The sequence below is a fragment of the Deltaproteobacteria bacterium HGW-Deltaproteobacteria-18 genome, from assembly GCA_002841885.1.
Classification (GTDB): domain Bacteria; phylum Desulfobacterota; class Desulfovibrionia; order Desulfovibrionales; family Desulfomicrobiaceae; genus Desulfomicrobium.
Genome location: PHBE01000017.1, coordinates 1 through 18,280, shown reverse-complemented (window position 1 = coordinate 18,280; position 18,280 = coordinate 1). Strand labels below are relative to the sequence as shown.

The 18,280-nt window shown below is 57.9% G+C and carries 17 protein-coding genes; 9 read left to right on the top strand and 8 right to left on the bottom strand.

Going from position 1 to position 18,280, the window contains the following annotated elements:
* The first annotated feature begins 11 nt into the window (after positions 1-11).
* Positions 12-800: a chromosome partitioning protein gene (locus CVU60_14370; GenBank protein ID PKN40702.1), complete on the top strand. Its 789-nt coding sequence runs from the start codon at positions 12-14 to the stop codon at positions 798-800.
* Here CVU60_14370 and CVU60_14365 read toward each other — a convergent pair.
* Complete coding sequence (locus CVU60_14365; protein PKN40701.1) at positions 776-1,186, bottom strand: hypothetical protein; 411 nt, start codon at positions 1,184-1,186, stop codon at positions 776-778. The genes CVU60_14370 and CVU60_14365 overlap by 25 nt on opposite strands.
* A 97-nt stretch (positions 1,187-1,283) precedes the next feature.
* Between CVU60_14365 and CVU60_14360 the strand changes: the two genes are divergently transcribed.
* Positions 1,284-2,168, top strand: a complete 885-nt coding sequence (locus CVU60_14360) for a stage 0 sporulation protein J (protein ID PKN40700.1) — start codon at positions 1,284-1,286, stop codon at positions 2,166-2,168.
* Positions 2,165-3,187 (top strand): D-glycero-beta-D-manno-heptose-7-phosphate kinase, encoded by a 1,023-nt coding sequence (locus CVU60_14355; protein ID PKN40699.1) that lies wholly within the window; start codon positions 2,165-2,167, stop codon positions 3,185-3,187. Before CVU60_14360 ends, CVU60_14355 begins: the two co-directional genes overlap by 4 nt.
* On the opposite strand, the gene CVU60_14350 is transcribed toward CVU60_14355, so the two are convergent.
* A complete protein-coding gene (locus CVU60_14350) occupies positions 3,184-3,732 on the bottom strand; it encodes a type I restriction endonuclease subunit R (GenBank protein PKN40698.1) in 549 nt (182 codons plus the stop codon). The genes CVU60_14355 and CVU60_14350 overlap by 4 nt on opposite strands.
* Positions 3,733-3,862: 130 nt before the next feature.
* On the opposite strand from CVU60_14350, the gene CVU60_14345 reads away from it, so the two are divergent.
* On the top strand, positions 3,863-5,296 hold the full coding sequence (locus CVU60_14345; GenBank protein PKN40697.1) for a DNA-binding protein: 1,434 nt from the start codon (positions 3,863-3,865) through the stop codon (positions 5,294-5,296).
* A 4-nt stretch (positions 5,297-5,300) separates the two neighbouring features.
* Here the strand turns inward: CVU60_14345 and CVU60_14340 are convergent, their stop codons facing one another.
* Genes CVU60_14340 through CVU60_14330 form a run of 3 tightly spaced genes read right to left on the bottom strand, consistent with a single transcriptional unit; the run spans position 5,301 to position 9,415 of the window.
* A complete protein-coding gene (locus CVU60_14340) occupies positions 5,301-7,949 on the bottom strand; it encodes a hypothetical protein (protein ID PKN40696.1) in 2,649 nt (882 codons plus the stop codon).
* On the bottom strand, positions 7,834-8,172 hold the full coding sequence (locus CVU60_14335; protein PKN40695.1) for a transcriptional regulator: 339 nt from the start codon (positions 8,170-8,172) through the stop codon (positions 7,834-7,836). The genes CVU60_14340 and CVU60_14335 overlap by 116 nt, the downstream gene beginning before the upstream one ends.
* A 25-nt stretch (positions 8,173-8,197) precedes the next feature.
* A complete protein-coding gene (locus CVU60_14330; protein PKN40694.1) occupies positions 8,198-9,415 on the bottom strand; it encodes an ammonia channel protein in 1,218 nt (405 codons plus the stop codon).
* A 668-nt stretch (positions 9,416-10,083) separates the two neighbouring features.
* Between CVU60_14330 and CVU60_14325 the strand changes: the two genes are divergently transcribed.
* Positions 10,084-11,466 (top strand): ammonium transporter, encoded by a 1,383-nt coding sequence (locus tag CVU60_14325; protein PKN40693.1) that lies wholly within the window; start codon positions 10,084-10,086, stop codon positions 11,464-11,466.
* Positions 11,467-11,479: 13 nt separating this feature from the next.
* On the top strand, positions 11,480-11,821 hold the full coding sequence (locus CVU60_14320) for a transcriptional regulator (protein PKN40692.1): 342 nt from the start codon (positions 11,480-11,482) through the stop codon (positions 11,819-11,821).
* A 102-nt stretch (positions 11,822-11,923) separates the two neighbouring features.
* Here CVU60_14320 and CVU60_14315 read toward each other — a convergent pair whose 3' ends face one another.
* Positions 11,924-13,225: a radical SAM protein gene (locus CVU60_14315; GenBank protein PKN40691.1), complete on the bottom strand. Its 1,302-nt coding sequence runs from the start codon at positions 13,223-13,225 to the stop codon at positions 11,924-11,926.
* A 60-nt stretch (positions 13,226-13,285) separates the two neighbouring features.
* The gene (locus CVU60_14310; GenBank protein ID PKN40765.1) at positions 13,286-14,710 is read right to left on the bottom strand and encodes a PLP-dependent aminotransferase family protein; all 1,425 of its coding nucleotides are present in this window, start codon (positions 14,708-14,710) and stop codon (positions 13,286-13,288) included.
* A 528-nt stretch (positions 14,711-15,238) separates the two neighbouring features.
* Here CVU60_14310 and CVU60_14305 point away from each other — a divergent pair.
* Genes CVU60_14305 through CVU60_14295 form a run of 3 tightly spaced genes read left to right on the top strand, consistent with a single transcriptional unit; the run spans position 15,239 to position 17,475 of the window.
* Positions 15,239-15,961, top strand: a complete 723-nt coding sequence (locus CVU60_14305) for a branched-chain amino acid ABC transporter permease (protein ID PKN40690.1) — start codon at positions 15,239-15,241, stop codon at positions 15,959-15,961.
* On the top strand, positions 15,937-16,263 hold the full coding sequence (locus tag CVU60_14300) for a branched chain amino acid ABC transporter (protein PKN40689.1): 327 nt from the start codon (positions 15,937-15,939) through the stop codon (positions 16,261-16,263). The genes CVU60_14305 and CVU60_14300 overlap by 25 nt, the downstream gene beginning before the upstream one ends.
* A gap of 21 nt (positions 16,264-16,284) precedes the next feature.
* Positions 16,285-17,475 carry an aspartate aminotransferase gene (locus tag CVU60_14295; protein PKN40688.1) on the top strand — a complete coding sequence of 397 codons (1,191 nt, stop codon included), beginning with the start codon at positions 16,285-16,287 and terminating at the stop codon, positions 17,473-17,475.
* 162 nt (positions 17,476-17,637) lie between these two features.
* Here CVU60_14295 and CVU60_14290 read toward each other — a convergent pair whose 3' ends face one another.
* The gene (locus CVU60_14290) at positions 17,638-18,207 is read right to left on the bottom strand and encodes a hypothetical protein (protein PKN40687.1); all 570 of its coding nucleotides are present in this window, start codon (positions 18,205-18,207) and stop codon (positions 17,638-17,640) included.
* Between the last annotated feature and the right edge of the window lie 73 nt (positions 18,208-18,280).

The window sequence follows — 18,280 nt, the reverse complement described above, 5'->3', positions numbered from 1 at the left end:
AGGGAAGACATTTGGCGCAGACAATCGTTTTGGCGAATCAGAAAGGCGGGGTGGGGAAAACCACCACCACCGTCAACCTGGCGGCATCACTTGCAGCCATGGAACAGCGTGTACTGGTTATTGATTGCGACCCGCAGGCCAATGCATCAAGCGGACTCGGCGTTGACGTGAGCCAGGTGCAGACCTCGATCTACCAAGCCCTCTTTTCTCCCAATGAAGCGCGGAAGGCCATCGTTGATTCGGACATGGAGTTCCTGAAAATACTCCCCTCCACGCCTGACCTGGTGGGAGCGGAGATAGAACTGGGCGAAGAAAAAAACAGGGAATTCATCCTGCGCGGCATCGTGAAATTGCTGAGCCCCGAGTACGATTACATCCTGATCGACTGCCCCCCGTCGTTGGGGCTCATCACCATCAACGCCCTGTGCGCGGCCAGATGGCTGCTCGTTCCCCTGCAATGCGAGTATTACGCGTTGGAAGGAATCGCCCAGCTCATGAAAACCTACGGGCTGGTCAAAGAGCGGCTGAATCCGGACCTCGACATTCTGGGTATCCTGCTGACCATGTTCGACAAACGCAACAAGCTCTCATTCATGGTCGAGCGCGAGGTGCGCGACCACTTCAAAGAGCTTGTATTCAACACTTCGATCCCGAGAAACGTGCGCCTGTCCGAAGCCCCGAGCCATGGCCTTCCGGCCATACTCTACGACATCAGATCCATGGGAACCCAATCCTATATCTCACTGGCCCAGGAACTGATCGACAAGAAACTGAATCAGCCGCAGGAGCAGCTGACCTGAGGCGTGCAGGTCACAGTAACCTTGTCCTTGAAGTGGCGCTTGGTGATGCGCGACTTGCAGCTGACGCACTGGAATGCAAGCAGGCCACCCATGTTGGCAGCGCGAAGCATGAACTTGCGGGGTTCATCCGCCTTCCAGTCTTCGGTGGTTGCCCCGCAGGTCTCACAAGCCACGTCGGAGGGCAGCTCGTAACGCAGGTCCCAATATTTTTCGAGAAGCTCCAGGTCGGCCATGGGTTCGACAATGCGATCTTCCGAGGGATAGAGCTTTTCCACCACGGAGAGAACATGCTGACAGACATGCTGCCACATTTCCTCTTCAATAAAAACGCCATGGGAATTGCCCTTGGCATCGACAACGTATCTTATGGCCGTATCCTTGTTCACTGTGACTCCGGAAGTTGAAGGTTTTGACAATTAACTGTCATTAAATACGAATCGCGAGGGGTCAACGGCCCCTGACGCAAACATCCGCGGGTAAAGTATGACCATGAAAAAAAGAGGGCTCGGACGCGGGCTTGATGTACTCATCAAAAGCCGCAATGTCGAACCCGAACACGAAGCAGAAATAGTGACGCTGGACATAAACGCACTTGAGCCCAACATCCACCAGCCCCGCCACCACTTCGACCAGGCGGCTCTGGAAGAACTCGCCGCCTCCATCAAGACCCAGGGGCTGATCCAGCCCGTGCTGGTCAGGCCGCTACCCACCCCGGGTCACTACGAACTCGTGGCCGGCGAGAGACGATGGAGAGCCTGCCGCATGTCCGGACTTGAGACCATCGACTGCATAGTCCGGCGTATGGACGATTACGAGAGCATGGCCATAGCGCTCATCGAAAACCTTCAGCGCGAGGATCTCAACCCGATCGAAGAAGCACGGGCGCTGGGACAGATCAAGGAGCATTTCAGGATCACTCAGGAAGAACTGGCCGACAAGATCGGCAAAAGCAGACCCGCCGTCACCAACAGCCTGCGGCTCCTGAAACTGCCTGAAAAAGTGCAGACCATGCTGGAGACCAACGCCCTCTCGGCCGGACACGCCAGGGCGCTGCTTGGGCTGGATGATCCCGAGAGCATGGCCGTCCTGGCGGAAAAGATTCTGCAAAATAATCTGAACGTGCGCGCAACGGAAGATCTGGTCAAAAAAATCAAGAACAAGACAGCGGTCGAAGAAGAAAAACCTCGCCGCGCCAAGCCCGTAGTCGAAGACATCGCAAGTGTCGTCAAGAGCCTGGCTGGCACCTTCACCGTCAAACACTCAGGAACACCCAAAAAAGGAAAAATCGTGTTCGCTTACGCAAGCAACGAAGAAAGGGAAAAAATAGCGTCTTTCCTTGAACGCATGGCCAAGGAGCAGGAAATATGAACTTGGCGTTCAATGCCTCGCGCATGATCGGTTCCAAGGTGCTCATCATCGGGGACATCATGCTCGATCAGTACCAGAAGGGCTTGGTCGAGAGAATTTCGCCGGAAGCGCCTGTGCCCATAGTCAAGATCACCGAGCAGGTCTTCAAGATCGGCGGAGCGGGCAATGTGGCCCAGAACGTGGCCACCCTGGGCGGCTGCCCCACCCTGGTGAGCATTTGCGGACAGGACCTCTATGGAGACAATCTCCAGGAAATCTGCGGTACGCTCGGCGTTGAAAGCCAGCTTATCCGATCCGCCTCGCGTGAGACGACGCTGAAGACCCGGATCATGGCACAGCACCAGCAGATTCTGCGTGTGGACAGGGAAACGAACCGGGCCCTCGACGCAAAGGAATTTTCGGCTCTTCAGCAAGCGGTGGAGAGCAAGCTTGACGGCTTTGAGACGATCATTCTTTCAGACTATGGCAAAGGCGTCATTTCCGAAGAGTTCCTGCGCTGGCTGCGGGACAGAAAACGTCCTGATCAGAAAATCATTCTGGACCCAAAGACATGCAATTTTCCTCACTACCATGATTTCTACTGCATGACGCCAAACAAGAAGGAAGCCTCCGAAGGGGCTGAAATGGCGATCACGACCCGCGAGGAGATCCTGAAAGCGGGAAAGAGGATCATCGACCGGCAAGACCTGCAGAGTCTGGTCATCACCCTTGGCGCGGAAGGCATGGCGGTGTTCCTGCCCGGTCAGGGAGTCTTCCACCTGCCGACCACGGCCAAGAAGGTCTTCGACGTGACCGGTGCAGGAGATACCGTCATTGCGGTCATAGCCCTCGGCCTGAGTTCCGGTCTCGATCTGCTCAGTTCATGCATACTTGCCAATTGCGCCGCCGGACTGGTGGTTGGTCAGGTCGGCGCTGTGGGCGTCTCCCAAGAGGAACTCACCGAAACGCTGAGCTCATGGCCTTCGGCGCAGCAGGAAAAATGGTTCCCGCTCCCGCCTAAGGGTCAGCCCGTTTCCTAGACGGGGCATTCACCTCCGCAACAGGGGCCGCCCAAGCCATCATAGGCCGCAAGTATCCTGCGCTCCTTGTCCAGCCGGTCTTCACCCGGCAATGGGCAAGGATGCGCCTGGACAAGGGCAGGCAGCTCACTCCATCTGGGCACGGCATTGAAACCGCTGCCGATCACCTCGGTGGACTTGGTCTCAATCAGCTGCAGGTCCATCGAATCCGTCACGATCACCAGCGGAAACGGAGACGGGAGATGAATACGGGCCGCGGCTACGCTCTCACGCACAAAGGTTCCCACCTCTCCCGGGCAGAAGAAGAGAGCCAGAAGCGGATCTCCTTCCGGGGAAAAGACCGCCAGGTCAATCGCAACGGAATGCGGCTCACCGTTTATCGAGTAATCCAGGGCATATTTCGATCGGATATTCTCACGCGGATATTTCCTGTCTTCAACAAGCAGCCTGGCAAGCGCCTGCCGCAAATCCTCGTAAGTGGTATCCATGATTTCCAGGCCGGTGAGATAGTCCGTGATGACACGGTTGAGGCTGACTTCATGCATAGATACCTCCTTGGTATTCACGACATACTTTAAGCGCTGAAAAAAAGGGTGCAAGGTCTCAGATAAACGATGCGTTGACCGAAAACACTGCCTGCGATAGCGGAAAAAGAAAAATTACCGGAAGATACCCATGCAAGAACTGTTTTTGATCAAATGCATCGACCAGATTCACGATGGCCTGTGCAATGGACTGTCGCGATTCTCGGGGCCAAGCCGGGCCGCGCTGATCTATGCCCTGAACAAAAACAGTCCGCTGCGCATTTATGACCCCTGCGACCTGCTGCGAGGACACGAACCGCGTCTGGAGGAAATCTTTCTCAAACACGCAAAATGGATGCAAGGCGCTTCCGCAGCAGAAGACAGAAATCTTGGGGAATTCGATAACCCTGAACTGGCCGGAATAATCGCCTGCGGCGGTCATTTCCATAACATGTTCTACCAGACATGGTTCAGCGAGCACCACGTCGACATGTGTTCCACCGGCCCGACCCAGCGCTGGCTGGAGTACGGGTGCAGGCTGCTCTCCCAGGATCTGGGAACAAAGAGCACTACTGATCTTGAGACCTCCGGCTACGTGCTGCAGAATTTTGCGACCCATGCAGTCCGGGATCATATCGTCGACATGAGGAATCTGAGCTTGGGCCCGGACACGCGGCTGCGCATCTACCCCATACTGGACGCAGTCCTGAACATCTCGAAGACCCAGGAAGAAGGAAAATGGGCCTTTGGCGACCTCATCTTCGTCGAGCCGTCGCAGGTACACAGAATCCATTATCTGGCCACGTTCGGAGATTTCGAAAGACCGGCCATGAGGGATTTCAAACACACCCGCAAACTTCTGCAGGCCGTGGAAGGAAACAAGCACAAACTGGTCAGCAACGGGCAGAAAATCATCGGCATCGGCACGGGCAGGATGCCCGACTTTTCCGTGACCGCCGAATTCCGCGGCAATCATGGCTTCATCAAGGTTCAGGACGAAACCGTCTGCAGCTTTTCCGACGGGGGGTTCCACTCCTCCACCAGACAAGCCAATCTGGTACAACTGGAAGAGGTGCTGCTTGAACTGAGCCTTGATTCAAACAAGCTCTACACCATCATGAAGGTCGTCAGCACCTTGGTGCGCAGCGCCCAGGAAAGAAAACACGGCTGCGCCCTGGTGCTCGATTTCGGGAGTCCTCTGGCCAATATCTCAGGGCAGCATCTGGAAAGCCCGCTCGATCTGAAGCGTCACATGGACCTCGATCTGGCGACCTCGCTGGCCAAAGTGGACGGCGCGTTGCACATCGACATGATGTACCTCAAGCTGCACGCATTCGCCGCCCTGCTCGATGGCCGCGCCGTGGCCGGGGAAAACCGCGCCCGCGGAGCCAGATACAACTCCGCCCTCAGATTCACCGCCGAACACGACCAGGTAATCCTTGTCGTGGTCAGCTCGGACCGCCCCATCTCGATCATCCAGCACGGCGCCGAGATCAAGGCCCGGTGCGACTGGGAACCACGCTACCAATGCCTCTCGGAACCCGAGACCCTGGAAAACTGGACCGGAAGACCCAATCATTCCTGAAAAATCAGACGTAGAGGCTGCGAATGAGCAGACTCAGGGTGCGCTCAAGGGATTCACACTCCGAGTCGGGAATCTTCTCCCCTCCTTCGCGGATGTGCAGGATGTCCATGGCCTTGTCTTTTTGTGTCGCGATCTTGGCAAAAACGAGGTCAAGGCCAAGCCGGTAAAGGCAAAGCGAAACCGTGGCCAGAAGACCAGGCACATCCGGGGCCTGAATGGAAAGCACGGTGTGGAAATCCGAGGCGCCGTTGTCGAGACGCACACTGACAAGTTCTCGGTCCAGCGCGTAAAACTTCCTGAGTCTTGTGGTTATCTGCACAGGAAGCTTATCCAGCCTGTTCTCGTCGGCAAATAACCCTGAGAGACTGGATTGAAAGGCTTCCACCGTCTGCTCGGCATAGAGCATGTCCAGCGGTTCCGTGACCCAAAACACGTCGACGACCGTCTTGTCATCCCAGACGCACAATTCAGCACCAAGAACGGACATCCCATGCCGGGCCAGAGCCGCGCAGACTCGGGCGAAGAGTCCTGGCCTGTCGATGGAGACCAATGTCACGCGCAACGACCTTGAATTGGGCCTGTGCTCCCATGACAGAAGAAAAGGAACGTCATCCGAGTGCTCCCGGAAGGCATGGACCTGCTCTATGTGCTCGATGATGCGTTGTGGAGCGGACTGCATCAGGTACCTGGCCGGCATGACGGAAAGAAAACGTTCGAATTCACCGATGGAAAAATGATTTGGGCGGACGGACCTCAACGCATCGCGCATCGTGCTCAATCTGTGCACCAGGATTTCATCGGACATGATTCCATGTTCAAGGACTTTTCGGGTCTTGAAATAAGTTTCCCGCAGCAGGTTTTCGATCCAGGGATTCCAGGCCTTGGGACCGGTAGCCAAGGAGTCGGCCCAGGTCAGCAAGGTCAGAAGGTCAAGGCGGCGCGTGCTGCCAAGTCTCTGCGCAAGATCCATGACGACCGACTCCTCTCCCAGATCGTTGCGTGTGGCCGTATGCACCAGCAGCAGATGGTGTTCGATCAAAAAAACACATTCCTGAACAAAATCGAGCCCATATCCAATCCTGCCAAGAATGAGGCGCGAAAGCCGGGAACCATTGACGGCATGATCTCCGTTTCCCTTGCCAATGTCATGCAGCAGCGAGGCCCAACGCAGACAGGGATCGGCGTGCACCGAATGGAGAAAATCACCCAGAAATTCATGCCCCGGGTCAAATTTCGTGAGATTTTTCACCGTTTCGACAAGATGTGGACCAGCGGGAAGCTTGTGGTAGGCGTCGAATTGAACCAGATGTTCTACGGCCGCAAACTCGGGCACAAAAATGGTCAAAAAGCCGACCTCAAGCATCTGATCGAGGGCCTGCCCTGCATGAGGGCTGCACAGAATCTCTTCGAAACGGGAAACTAACGGCTGCTGCCAGTTCAGCTCCCCGGACAGGGCGGAAAAGCGATCCTGGATGATGCGACGGGTATGCCAGCCAATGGGTATCCCGGTCTGCGCGCTATGCCGGAACAACTCCAGTATGTTGGCCGGGTCGGCGACAAGAATGGAAAAATCAAGACCCGCCTCTGCGCTGGGAGACCTGGATTCAGAAGCTTCGGCGGAAACTCGCACCTTGTTCAGACAGAGGCGGCAAAGCAGCCTGGTTTCGGACATTGCCTTGTGCAGATCGGAGAGAAAACTCTCCACCGAGTCCCGGTCATCGGCCGGGCCATAGCCGATGAGTTGCGCTATTTCTGGCTGCAACTCCAGATGCAGGACATCGTTCTTGCGCTTGCTGATGCGATGCAGCGAGACTCTGACCAGCGCTGTGAAATCGGCGCTGCGCGACAAGGCCTCCTGCTCGGAAGACGAAAGAAAAGGCGACGATTCCCCGTCGATCCGGCACAGGGTTTCAAGCCATTGTGTGGTCTGATGATCACGCTGCCCTCCGCGGCCCTCTTTGAGGTTCGGCGAAAGAAGATGCGTGGCGTCGCCGAACTGTCTGTGCCGCGCTTCGTGACGTCCGGCGAGCCAGTTGAAAAGCTCCCTGCGCAGAGGAATGAAAAGGTCCTTCGCGCAGGCGGCCTGAAATTCGGCAAACAGATCAGCCGAGCCATAAAGAAGCCGGGCATCAAGGAGCGAACAAAGAACTTCAAAATCGGCGGATGCCAGGGCAATGGTTTCAGGAACGGTCCTGATGCCGTGGCCGACGTCAAAGCCGCTGTCCCAAAGCGGGACAAAAAGATCCTCGGCCAAAAGCTGAGGATCGGGAGCGCCTGATTCAGGCAGACAGACCAGAAGATCGATGTCGGAGAAGGGAAAAAGCTGGCCGCGGCCATACCCGCCAAGGGCAAGGACCAGCGTCTTACCGCCCGGAGCGAGGCGGGTTTGACAGGCCGTGCGCACCCACTCATCCATGCGTGCGGAAAACCAGGTAGGAGAATGGCCCGGGTCCGCGTCCACATTGCGGTAAAGATCCCGGGCCTGGCGTAAGGTTTCGATGCTCATGGCGAGAATGGGCAGCCGAAGCTGCCCGTTTCTAAAGAGCCGATCCGCCGGACTCTCCGGTGCGGATGCGGATGGCGTTGTCGATGGTGGAGACAAAGATCTTGCCGTCGCCGATCTTGCCGGTCTTGGCGGCCTGCTGGATGACATCCAGGGTCTGGTCAAGCATCTCATCATCGATGACGATCTCGATCTTGACCTTGGACACGAAATCGACCTGATACTCGGCCCCGCGATAAACTTCCTTGTGGCCGCGCTGGCGTCCAAAGCCCCGAACATCGGTGACCGTCATGCCCTGTATGCCCATGCCCGTAAGGGCTTCCTTGATTTCGTCCAGCTTGTAGGGCCGGGTGATTATTTCAACTCGTTTCATGATTCCTCCTCAAGTGGTTGGCAAATCAAGCCTGGTAAGCGGATTCGCTGTGAATGGCCACGTCAAGCCCGGCCTCTTCCTCTTCTTCGGTGACACGGATGGGCACGATGGCGTTAACAATCTTGAGCAAAACATAGGAGACCACAAATGAAAAGGCGCAGGTGGCCACGACGGACACGAACTGGATCCAGAGCTGTCCGGGATTGCCGTAAAAGAGGCCGTTGAAGCCGGCGGGATTGATGGCCTGGCTGGCGAAGAGACCCGTGGCAAGCGCGCCCCAGATTCCACCCACGCCGTGAATGCCGACCACGTCAAGACTGTCGTCATAGCCGAAGCGGGCTTTGAGGCTCACGCCGAAATAGCACAGCACGCCGGCGCCAAGCCCGATCAGCACGGACGCCATGATGCCTACAAAGCCTGCCGCCGGGGTGATCGCCACAAGACCGGCCACCGCGCCGGAAGCCGCGCCCAGGGTCGTGGGTTTGCCGTGGAACTTCCATTCAGCGAAGACCCAGGCAAGCATGGCCGTGGCGGCCGCCACATGAGTGGTCACGAAGGCGTTGCCTGCCAGGCCGTCGGCGGCCAGGGCACTGCCGGCGTTGAAACCGAACCAGCCGAACCACAGGAGCGCCGTGCCGATCATGGTCATGGGCAGGTTGTGCGGCAGGAAGGAGCGCTTGCCGTAGCCCTTGCGCTTGCCGATGACGAGCGCAGCGGCCAGGGCCGCGCTGGCCGAGCTCATGTGAACGACCGCTCCGCCTGCAAAATCCATGGCGCCCATCTGGGCCATCCAGCCGCCGCCCCAGACCCAGTGGCACAAAGGAGCATAGACGAACGTGCACCACAGGATGATGAAAATGATAAAAGCGGAAAACCGCATGCGTTCGGCAAAGGCTCCGGTGATCAGCGCGGGTGTAATGATGGCGAACATGCACTGAAAGATCATGAAGACCATGTGCGGAAGATTGGTGGCGATGGACTCGTGCGGCTCCATGCCCACTCCGGCCATGCCCAGAAAATCAAAACCGCCGATAAGCCCGTTCATGTCAGTACCAAAAGACAGGGAATATCCCCAGAAAATCCAGACCAGGGTGATGACTCCAAGGGCCGCAAAACTTTGCATTATGGTGCCCAAGGCGTTTTTGGAACGGGTCATGCCCGCGTAGAAGAGGGCCAGCCCGGGGGTCATGAACATGACCAGGGCAGCACAAATGATGATAAAAGCAGTATCTGTCGGATTCACAATGCACCTCCATTTTTGTCGGTTTAAAGCAAAGACGGTGCCACAGAAAAAAACTATTTGATACCAGATAGTTAATAGAAACTTCCACACAGCTGGAATTTGTTTCAGTACAATTTCGTACAGAAAAAATGACAAATTGTCGTTTTTTGTAAAAATAGACAAATAGCAATCCTCCCAGTTTTGTAGAATTGAACATATTTGTCGGCAAACAGCGACTCAGAACTCGGTAAATCGTACAAAATTACTCAGAATCATTCCGTCAGCAGATATCGCAGCAGATATCGCAGCAGATAATTTTATCAAAAAAGGACTATTTCCTTATAATCCGAATAGCGGAAAAGAAAATCCGGACGGGATCAGAGGGAGACATGCCCGCCAAACGCATTTCAAAATTGAAAAAACATATAACAATTTGAAAATAAAGAGCAAAATAAAAAAAGCACCAGACCACCCTCGTAAAAGAAGGCAGAAAAGAAAAACCAGCGCATAAATATACATAAATGTTAATTTATGCCATAATGTGGCCTAGAAAAGAGCTGAAAAAATAACAAATACCGCATGCGGCAATCCTGCAATTTCGATATATATGTTCAACATCAAATAGTTAACAACTTTGGCATTACCTATGCTCTGTGGAGGTATCAACACTCACCACCACGGAGGTCATCATGTTCGAAGAGAAAAAACAAACAACCGCCCTGCTCAGACCAAAAGTCTGGGCCTTGACCCTATTGCTTGCAACTTTCACCCCGGTCATGGCCTTTGCCGAAGGCGAAGCGCTCTCGCAGGAGCATGGCAATCTGCTCTGGACACTGATCGCGGCCATCCTGGTCATGTTCATGCAGCCTGGATTCGCCCTGGTTGAAATGGGCTTTTCCCGCGCCAAAAACGCCGGAAACATCCTCATGAAAAACCTGCTCGATTTTGCCGCCGGCGTGCCGGTATTTTTCCTGCTCGGCTTCGGCATCATGTTCGGACAGGACATTTCGGGATTCTTCGGTTCCAGCGGCTTTGCCCTGGCCGGGGTCGATCCGACCACCGCAGGCGGACAGTGGGACCTGACCTTCCTGTTCTTCCAGTCCGTGTTCGCGGCCACGGCGGCGACAATCATTTCCGGCGGCATTGCCGAGCGGACAAAATTTTCGGCCTACATCATCGTCAGCATAGCGGTCACGGCACTCATCTATCCGATCTCGGGGCACTGGGCCTGGGCAAGCCTCTGGGGCGGGGACGCGCTCGGCGCGGGCTGGCTCGAAGGAATGGGATTCATCGACTTTGCCGGCTCCACCGTGGTTCACTCCGTTGGTGGCTGGGTAGCCCTGGCCGGTGCGATCGTGGTCGGACCCCGTCTGGGCAAGTACACCGCTGACGGCAAGGCCAAAGCCATTCCCGGGCACAACATCCCCCTGGCCGGGCTTGGCGTGTTCATCCTCTGGTTCGGTTGGTTCGGCTTCAACCCCGGCAGCACCACCACCGTTGACGGCACCATCGGCTATATCGCGGTCAACACCGCAATGGCGGCCTGCACTGGTGCTCTTGGCGCCATGATCTTCGCCTGGATCAAACACGGCAAGCCTGACACATCCATGTCCCTGAACGGCGCGCTGGCCGGCCTGGTGGCCATCACCGCCGGATGTTACGAAGTTTCTCCCGTAGGCTCGCTGATCATCGGCCTGCTGGCCGGCGTCCTGGTCGTCATCTCCATCGAGTTCATCGATCAGGTCCTCAAGATCGACGATCCGGTCGGCGCCTCCTCCGTGCACGGCGTCTGCGGCGTATTCGGAACCATCGCGGTGGGCTTCTTCGCGGCACCCGGCTACGGCGACAACGTGGGCATCTTTTACGGAGGCGGCAGTGAAATCCTCGTCACGCAGGTCATCGGCGCGGCAGCGGTCTTTGCCTGGGCTTTCGGAGCGGGCCTGGCCCTTTTCACCATCCTGAAGATGACCCTCGGCGTACGCGTCACCCAGGAAGAAGAACTCAAGGGTCTCGACATCACCGAACACGGCATGGAATCCTACAACGGCTTCCAGATCTTCACCAACGAATAAGAGGGATAACGCCATGAAACTCGTAGTAGCATATATCCGGCCCGAGTGCCTGAACGCAGTCAAGCAAGAGCTGTACGCCAAGAAAATCTACAACATGTCCGTCACCAACGTGCTCGGCAGCGGACGCCAGAAAGGATTCACCGAAACATACCGCGGCGTGGTCATGGAAGTGAACCTGCTGAAAAAATTGAGGCTCGAAATCGGAGTCAACGACGATTTTGCCGAACAGGCTGTGGAGGCTATCAATACCGGAGCCAGAACCGGCAAGGAAGGAGACGGAGTGATCTTCGTGCTGGAATGCGCGGCCGCCATCCGCATCCGCACCCAGGAGACCGGACCCGCAGCCATGGGCTAGCAGACCGCCCCAAAACGGCAATCTGCTGCGTCAGCGAAAAAAGCCAGCGAACGCAGGTACGACGTACGACACCGAAGGGAGGCCACCAGCGCCTCCCTTTTTTTATCGCAGACAGGCAAACCCGCCACCGGACCAGGGACAGACCCCGCAGGGCACCGTCCGGCCATAGCAGTCCCTGTCGAAAGGCGCGGGGAAACCCTGCACATGGTCGCACGGGGCCACGCTGCAGTCGGCGCAGCGGGCATACTCCTCAAGCACGGCCTCGTCCCTGAAACGGACAAAATCACCGGAGCGCCAAACCTGCAACGGGTCGTCTTTCGGCACACGCCCGAAAACACGCTGCCTGACGCGCACCTCGGAGCCAAGCAGCCAGGCCGAATAGCTGTGCCAAAGGTAATAGCAGGGGGTCAGCGCCCCATCATAGGCCACAAACAGGCTTGGATTTTGAACAAATGCGCATTCCCTGGGCTCTCGCGCGGCTATCTCGGGCAGGTCAAGACGAACACCCCGCGCCTGCGCGATATCCATGGCGTGGGCAAATGTCTCACGCACCCGCGCCAATCGTTCAAAATCGACGTTCATGGTGTTGGGCAGGCTGAACTGCAGCCCGCGCCCTTGCGCGTCATCCTTCATGGCCAGGATGATGTCGACCAGCCGCTGCTGCTCCGGGGTGCGGAAAACCGCGTAGAAGGAAGTATACGAATGCGAGACGTCCAGCCCTTCCGCAGCAAAGACCTTTGCCCATTCGTGATAAAAATCCAGGCAACGCTGCGATAATGGCACGTACAGACTCTGCGGGGCATCGGAAGCGTTGTAGGGCAGTACATGGGACACAATGACAAAATCGACGCCGCGATCCGCGCACCAGGAAACCATGTCCGGGAGACTGGCATAATTCTGGACGCTGATCACGGTTTCAGCACCCAGGGACAAAGGCCGCGCGCCCGGACGCGAGGCTGCCCCGCGCATCAGATCGAAGGCCTGACCGACCTGGCCAAGCTCCGACCCGGCCCGAAAGCGTTCCAGCTGATCCGCATCCGGTGAATCCACGGAAAAACAGATCCTGTCGAGCCCCGCATCCATGAACTCTCCGGCCAAGGCTCTGGTCAGGAGCATGCCGTTGGACTGAAAGCCGATAACGCAGTCATCAGGCACCCCAGCCCGGGCAAAGGCGATGAACGCGGCCAACTCCGGGTGCATCAGGGATTCGCCGATGCCGTTCAGGTTGAGTGTATCCAGATGGGGAAAAAGAGGGGCCAGTGCCTCGAAGGTGCGCCTCGCCATGAGCGCGTCCTCGCAGTCCCAGCCTGCGGAATGTTTGACGCACATGGCGCAGCCCAGATTGCACAGGGTGGCCGGCTCCACATAAAGTTTGCGCGGAAAAAGCGGCGGGTTCATTGACATGGGGGTTTCCTCGGCCAGCAAAGAAGCCTCGTCAATATCCCAAAATGACACACGCCCCCCTCATGCGCCAACCATCTCGGCCACCAGGTCGCCCAGACGCTCTATCCCTTCAGCCAGCTCAACGGTCCAGGGATTGCCGGAGTTGAGACGTACGTGTCCGGAAAAACGGTCCTGGGTCGAAAAGATGGTGCCGGGGGCGATGCTGATGCCCGCTTCCCTGGCCCGATACATGAGCTCCACCGAGTCCACGCCCCCGGGCAGTTCCACCCACAAGACTCCCCCGCCCTCCGGCCTGCCGACCCGCGTGCCTTCCGGGAAGGTGCGGCTCACGTGCAGCTGCATGGACTGCGTCTGCTGCTGCAAGGCCCGGCGCAGACCACGCAGGTGCCGATCATAGCGGCCCTCGCGCAAATAGGCGCCAACGGCTTCCTGGGTGAGAGTCGCGGAGCAAACGTTGGTGGTGGCCTTGACCTCATAGGCCTCACGATAAAACCGGCCCGGCATGATCCAGCCGATGCGGTAGCCAGGGCACAGCGTCTTGGACAGGGACGAACAGAGGATGACCAGCCCCAGGTCATCATACATCTTGAAGACCGAAGGCCGGACCGGACCGAAATGCAGATCCCCGGCGACATCGTCCTCGATAAGCGGGATCTCCCGTCTGGCCAGAAGCTCCACTATTTCCCGCTTGGCGCTGTCCGAAGTCAGGGACCCGTCGGGATTGTTGAAATTGGGGGTAAAGATGCAAGCGCTGATGTCGAACCGCTCCAGGGCCCGTTCCACGTCGGCTGGGTCCACCCCGTGCCGTGGATGGGAGGGAATCTCGATGGAGCGCACGCCCTGATTCTCCAGAAGCTGCTGAAAACAGAAATAGGACGGGGCCTGGATGAGCACGTTGTCGCCGGGCCGCACCAGACTGCGCACGGCCACATGCAGGGCTTCGAGCGCCCCGCAGGTGATGATGATCTCCTCGGGCCGCACGGCAAGCCCCGCCTGGGCCGCTCGCAGGGACAGCTGGCGGCGCAGCTCGAGGCTGCCTTCCACGGGCAGATAGCTGACCTGCCGCTTGGGATCTTCCCGCGACAAACGGGCCGCCACCTTGGCCAGTTCGCGGTAAGGCAGCAGTTCCTCGGAAGGGCAGTTGATACCCAGAGGCAGAAGCTCCCGGTCGCCCACGGTCTCGAGCACGGCGGAAATGAGCTGGCTGCGGTTGACGGTGTGGGGCCGGAGAACGGGCCGGGGATTGCGCGGGGGAGGAGGCAGTTGCCGAGCGTCGCGCCGCACGAAAAAACCGGATCTGGGCCGCGACTCGATGACCCCCTTGCGTTCCAGTTCGGCGTAGGCCTGCAGCACAGTGCTCACCGCCACCCGGCTACGCAGGCTGACATGACGCAGGGAAGGCAGCCTGGCCCCGGGACCAAGGGTTCCCGAGGCGATCTGCTGCATGAGGTTCTGCTCGATCTGACGGTATCTGAAATCTTCCATGGTAAAGGCCTCTCGCATGGCACGGTAAGCGGGGCTGTTCCCGTCGTGACTGCGTTTCAGGTTATCGCGCAGGGCTTTTTCCGAAATCGGAGGCATCGGGCGCTTACGATCCAAAACATGGATTTCTGCCTTTACATTCACAGAGATACCGCAGGGTTTGGCTGGTGTCGGGGGTGGCGGTCCGTCGGCTGTCTGACCGAGCCAGGCATCGTTTGACGAACCATTGCCTTACCGGCCGATCCGCCGCCTGAACGCGCTGCACGCAATGGATCGTCTCTACGAGGCCGGCGAGGGAGTTCCGGCGGACCGCCACCCCCGACACCAGCCACCCCCCCATCCGACGTCAGATAAAAAGCTGTCTCCGGCCCCAACCTTTCGACCTTGCCCTGAACGGACCTCCGTGCCACCATCTCATCCCCAGTTTGCAGCCCGGCGCCCCTCCAATCTGTTATGGTTTAAATTTATGCAAACTGTATCTGTACTGCAAACAGTTTTTGACTAGGTTGAGCCGTACGAGGATAATCGATTATGAACTGCGACACCCTTTCCACCGCCGGCCGGACCGAATCCACGCTGGTCTCGGCATTCAGGCAGACCCTGCCCATCATCCTGGGCTACGTGCCAGTAGGCTTTGCCTATGGCGTTCTGGCCCAGAAATCCGGTCTTTCGGGCATCAACACCGTTCTCATGAGCCTGCTGGTCTTTGCCGGTTCGGCCCAGCTCATCGCGGTCGGCCTGTTTGCGGCCAAAGCCGCACCTCTGGCTATCGTGGCCACGACTTTTGTCGTCAATCTGCGCCACCTGCTCATGTCGGCGGCCCTGGCCCCCTATCTGCGAGGCTGGAGCAAATCGCGCCTGGGCCTCTTCTCCTATCAGCTGACGGACGAAACCTTTGCCCTGCATGTCGGACGCTTCGCAAAAAGCGAGACCGGACCGGGTGAGACCTTCGGCATCAACGTCATCGCCCAGAGCGCCTGGGTCGGCGGGACTGTCCTTGGCCTGGCCGCAAGCACGCTCATCACCGACATCCGGCCCATCGGCCTTGATTACGCCCTGCCGGCCATGTTCATCGCGCTGCTGCTGGGTCAGCTCAAGTCGCGGCAGCACCTCGCCGTGGCCGTCATCGCGGGCGTCCTGTCCACAGTCCTCATGCTCGCGGGCCTTGACCAGAGTCATGTCCTGGCCGCGACCATCATCGCCGCAACCATTGGCCTTGGAGTTCACGCATGGACCAGCAGACAATCTTCCTGACCATTCTCGGCATGATGGCCGTGACCTATGTCCCGCGCGCCCTGCCGCTCCTGGCCCTGGCGCAGCGCACCCTGCCCGATTCCGTTGTGCGCTGGCTGGGCTTCATCCCCGTGGCGGTGCTTTCGGCCATGCTGCTGCCGTCGCTTGTCGTAACGGAAAAAGGGCTTGATTTCTCCGCTGAAAACATCTTTCTGTGGGCGGCCATCCCGACCTTCGCGGTGTGCTGGAAAACAAAGAGCTTTGTCGGCGCCATCGTCACCGGCATGGGCTGCGTGGCACTGGGCAGATTATTTTTAGCATAACACCGGCCTCAAGGAGGCAACATGAGTTTTCGATTCACCAACCGCATCCAGAACACTCCGAAATCATTCATTCGCGAGATACTCAAAGTCACCCAGGACCCGAGCATCACCTCCTTTGCCGGCGGACTTCCCAACCCGAGCCTTTTTCCCATTGAGGCCCTGCAGGAAGCCGCCCGCGAAACCCTGGCCACGTCCGGAGCGCGCGCCCTGCAGTACTCGACCACGGAAGGCCACGCCGAGCTCAGGGCCTGGATCGCAAACCGCTACTCCCGTCACGGCGTGAGCGTGGACCCGGATCAGGTGCTGATCACCACCGGCTCCCAGCAGTGTCTCGATCTTTTGGGCAAGCTCTTCATTGAAAAGGACGACGAGGTCATCCTGGAAAGACCGAGCTACCTGGGCACCATCCAGGCTTTCACCATGTTCGAGCCACGCTTCGTCACCGTGGATTTGGAGGCCGACGGCCCCAATCTGGCGCAGGTCGAAGCCCTGCTTGCCACGGGCCAACCCAAGCTCTTCTACGCCGTGCCCAACTTCCAGAACCCCTCGGGCCTGACCTACTCCAGGGCCAAACGCGAGGAGCTCGGCAAGCTGCTGCAAAAGTATCCCGAAACCCTCTTCATCGAGGACGACCCCTACGGCGAACTGCGTTTCTGCGGCGAACACCACAAGCCCGTATTCGCCCATACCGGCGGTCGCAGCATCATGCTCGGCAGCTTCTCCAAGATCACGGTGCCGGGCTTTCGCCTCGGCTGGATGGTCGCGCCCCCGGAAATCATCCGCCTCGCGGTCAAGGCCAAGCAGGCCGCGGACCTGCACTCCTCGACCTTCAACCAGTTCGTCATCGCCGAGTACCTCAAAAAACACTCCATCGACGAACACATCGCCAAGATAACCGCCTGCTACGGCTCCCAGGCGGCGGCCATGGTCCGGACCCTGGAACGGGAAGCCCCCGAAGGCGTGACCTTCACCCGCCCCGAAGGCGGCATGTTCTCCTGGGTCACACTGCCCGAGGGCAAGGGCTCGTGCATGGACCTTTTCAACCTGGCCATCGAACAGAAGGTCGCCTTTGTGCCGGGCATGCCCTTCTACACCGACGGCACGGGCCAGAACACCCTGCGCCTCAATTTCTCCAACGCCTCGGAGCAAACCATCGACACCGGCATCACCCGGCTGTGCCGCTGCATGAAGGATTTCCTGAACGCGTCCTAGAACCCCTGACCTTCCAAACAAAACAGGCCCCGGTCCATATCCTGGACCGGGGCCTGCTCTTTTCCCATTGCTCTTCATGATTCAAGGCTGTTGCGAGTATAATCAATAGTGGTGATGCAAAACGGCTCTGCTTTTGCCTGGATTCGGGCTGCTCTTCGTCCGTTATGCGAACGCTGAATTTTCCTGCGCCACGCACTGCCGCATGAAGTCCTCGGCCACGCTCTGAGCCCCCTGCGCCTCAATCTCACAAGCTACCTGAATGTATCCGGGGGGTAGCCCTTCCTTCATCTCCATTACCCTTGAAACCTCCAGCGGGGTCTCAAAACGCCGAGCATGGCAGGATTTGGATGCTTTCTCCCTTCTTTCAGCGTCCTGTTCCTGCCGGGCCATTTCGTCCAGTTGGACAGTGTCGCGGCAGAACCGTACGATTTCATCCTCCAGCGTCTTCCGGCTGACAAGCTCCAAAACATGCCGGTCAAGCAGTTCGGCCAGGGTTACGGGCCGCATGTAGGCAAACAGTTCCTGGTTGAAATCGTCACTTCGGTCCAATCTGTCGGCAGGGATGTGACGCGGCAGCAATGGCCGTCCCGAACGGGCGTATTCGTAACGCTGCCGCAGTTCCTGCTGCAAAAAAAGGACGTAGTTGCTGGCCATGAAATGGAAACGAATGCCCGCCGCATCGATGACGCCGTTTGCCAACTTGGATAGAAGTGGCCCCAGAAATTTGCACAAGCCTTTAGGTGGGAACTCTGCTAGCCCCGACCCCTTCAAACGCAAATGATTAGGGAGCAGAGAATGACGAAGA

What these genes read in the sequence shown, in the direction of transcription:
- CVU60_14360 (PKN40700.1), top strand. Translation starts at nt 1,284, where the DNA reads ATGACCATGAAAAAAAGAGGGCTCGGACGCGGGCTTGATGTACTCATC.
- CVU60_14355 (PKN40699.1), top strand. Translation starts at nt 2,165, where the DNA reads ATGAACTTGGCGTTCAATGCCTCGCGCATGATCGGTTCCAAGGTGCTC.
- CVU60_14350 (PKN40698.1), bottom strand. Translation starts at nt 3,732, where the DNA reads ATGCATGAAGTCAGCCTCAACCGTGTCATCACGGACTATCTCACCGGC.
- CVU60_14345 (PKN40697.1), top strand. Translation starts at nt 3,863, where the DNA reads ATGCAAGAACTGTTTTTGATCAAATGCATCGACCAGATTCACGATGGC.
- CVU60_14340 (PKN40696.1), bottom strand. Translation starts at nt 7,949, where the DNA reads ATGTCATCCAGCAGGCCGCCAAGACCGGCAAGATCGGCGACGGCAAGA.
- CVU60_14335 (PKN40695.1), bottom strand. Translation starts at nt 8,172, where the DNA reads ATGAAACGAGTTGAAATAATCACCCGGCCCTACAAGCTGGACGAAATC.
- CVU60_14325 (PKN40693.1), top strand. Translation starts at nt 10,084, where the DNA reads ATGTTCGAAGAGAAAAAACAAACAACCGCCCTGCTCAGACCAAAAGTC.
- CVU60_14320 (PKN40692.1), top strand. Translation starts at nt 11,480, where the DNA reads ATGAAACTCGTAGTAGCATATATCCGGCCCGAGTGCCTGAACGCAGTC.
- CVU60_14315 (PKN40691.1), bottom strand. Translation starts at nt 13,225, where the DNA reads ATGTCAATGAACCCGCCGCTTTTTCCGCGCAAACTTTATGTGGAGCCG.
- CVU60_14310 (PKN40765.1), bottom strand. Translation starts at nt 14,710, where the DNA reads ATGGAAGATTTCAGATACCGTCAGATCGAGCAGAACCTCATGCAGCAG.
- CVU60_14305 (PKN40690.1), top strand. Translation starts at nt 15,239, where the DNA reads ATGAACTGCGACACCCTTTCCACCGCCGGCCGGACCGAATCCACGCTG.
- CVU60_14300 (PKN40689.1), top strand. Translation starts at nt 15,937, where the DNA reads ATGGACCAGCAGACAATCTTCCTGACCATTCTCGGCATGATGGCCGTG.
- CVU60_14295 (PKN40688.1), top strand. Translation starts at nt 16,285, where the DNA reads ATGAGTTTTCGATTCACCAACCGCATCCAGAACACTCCGAAATCATTC.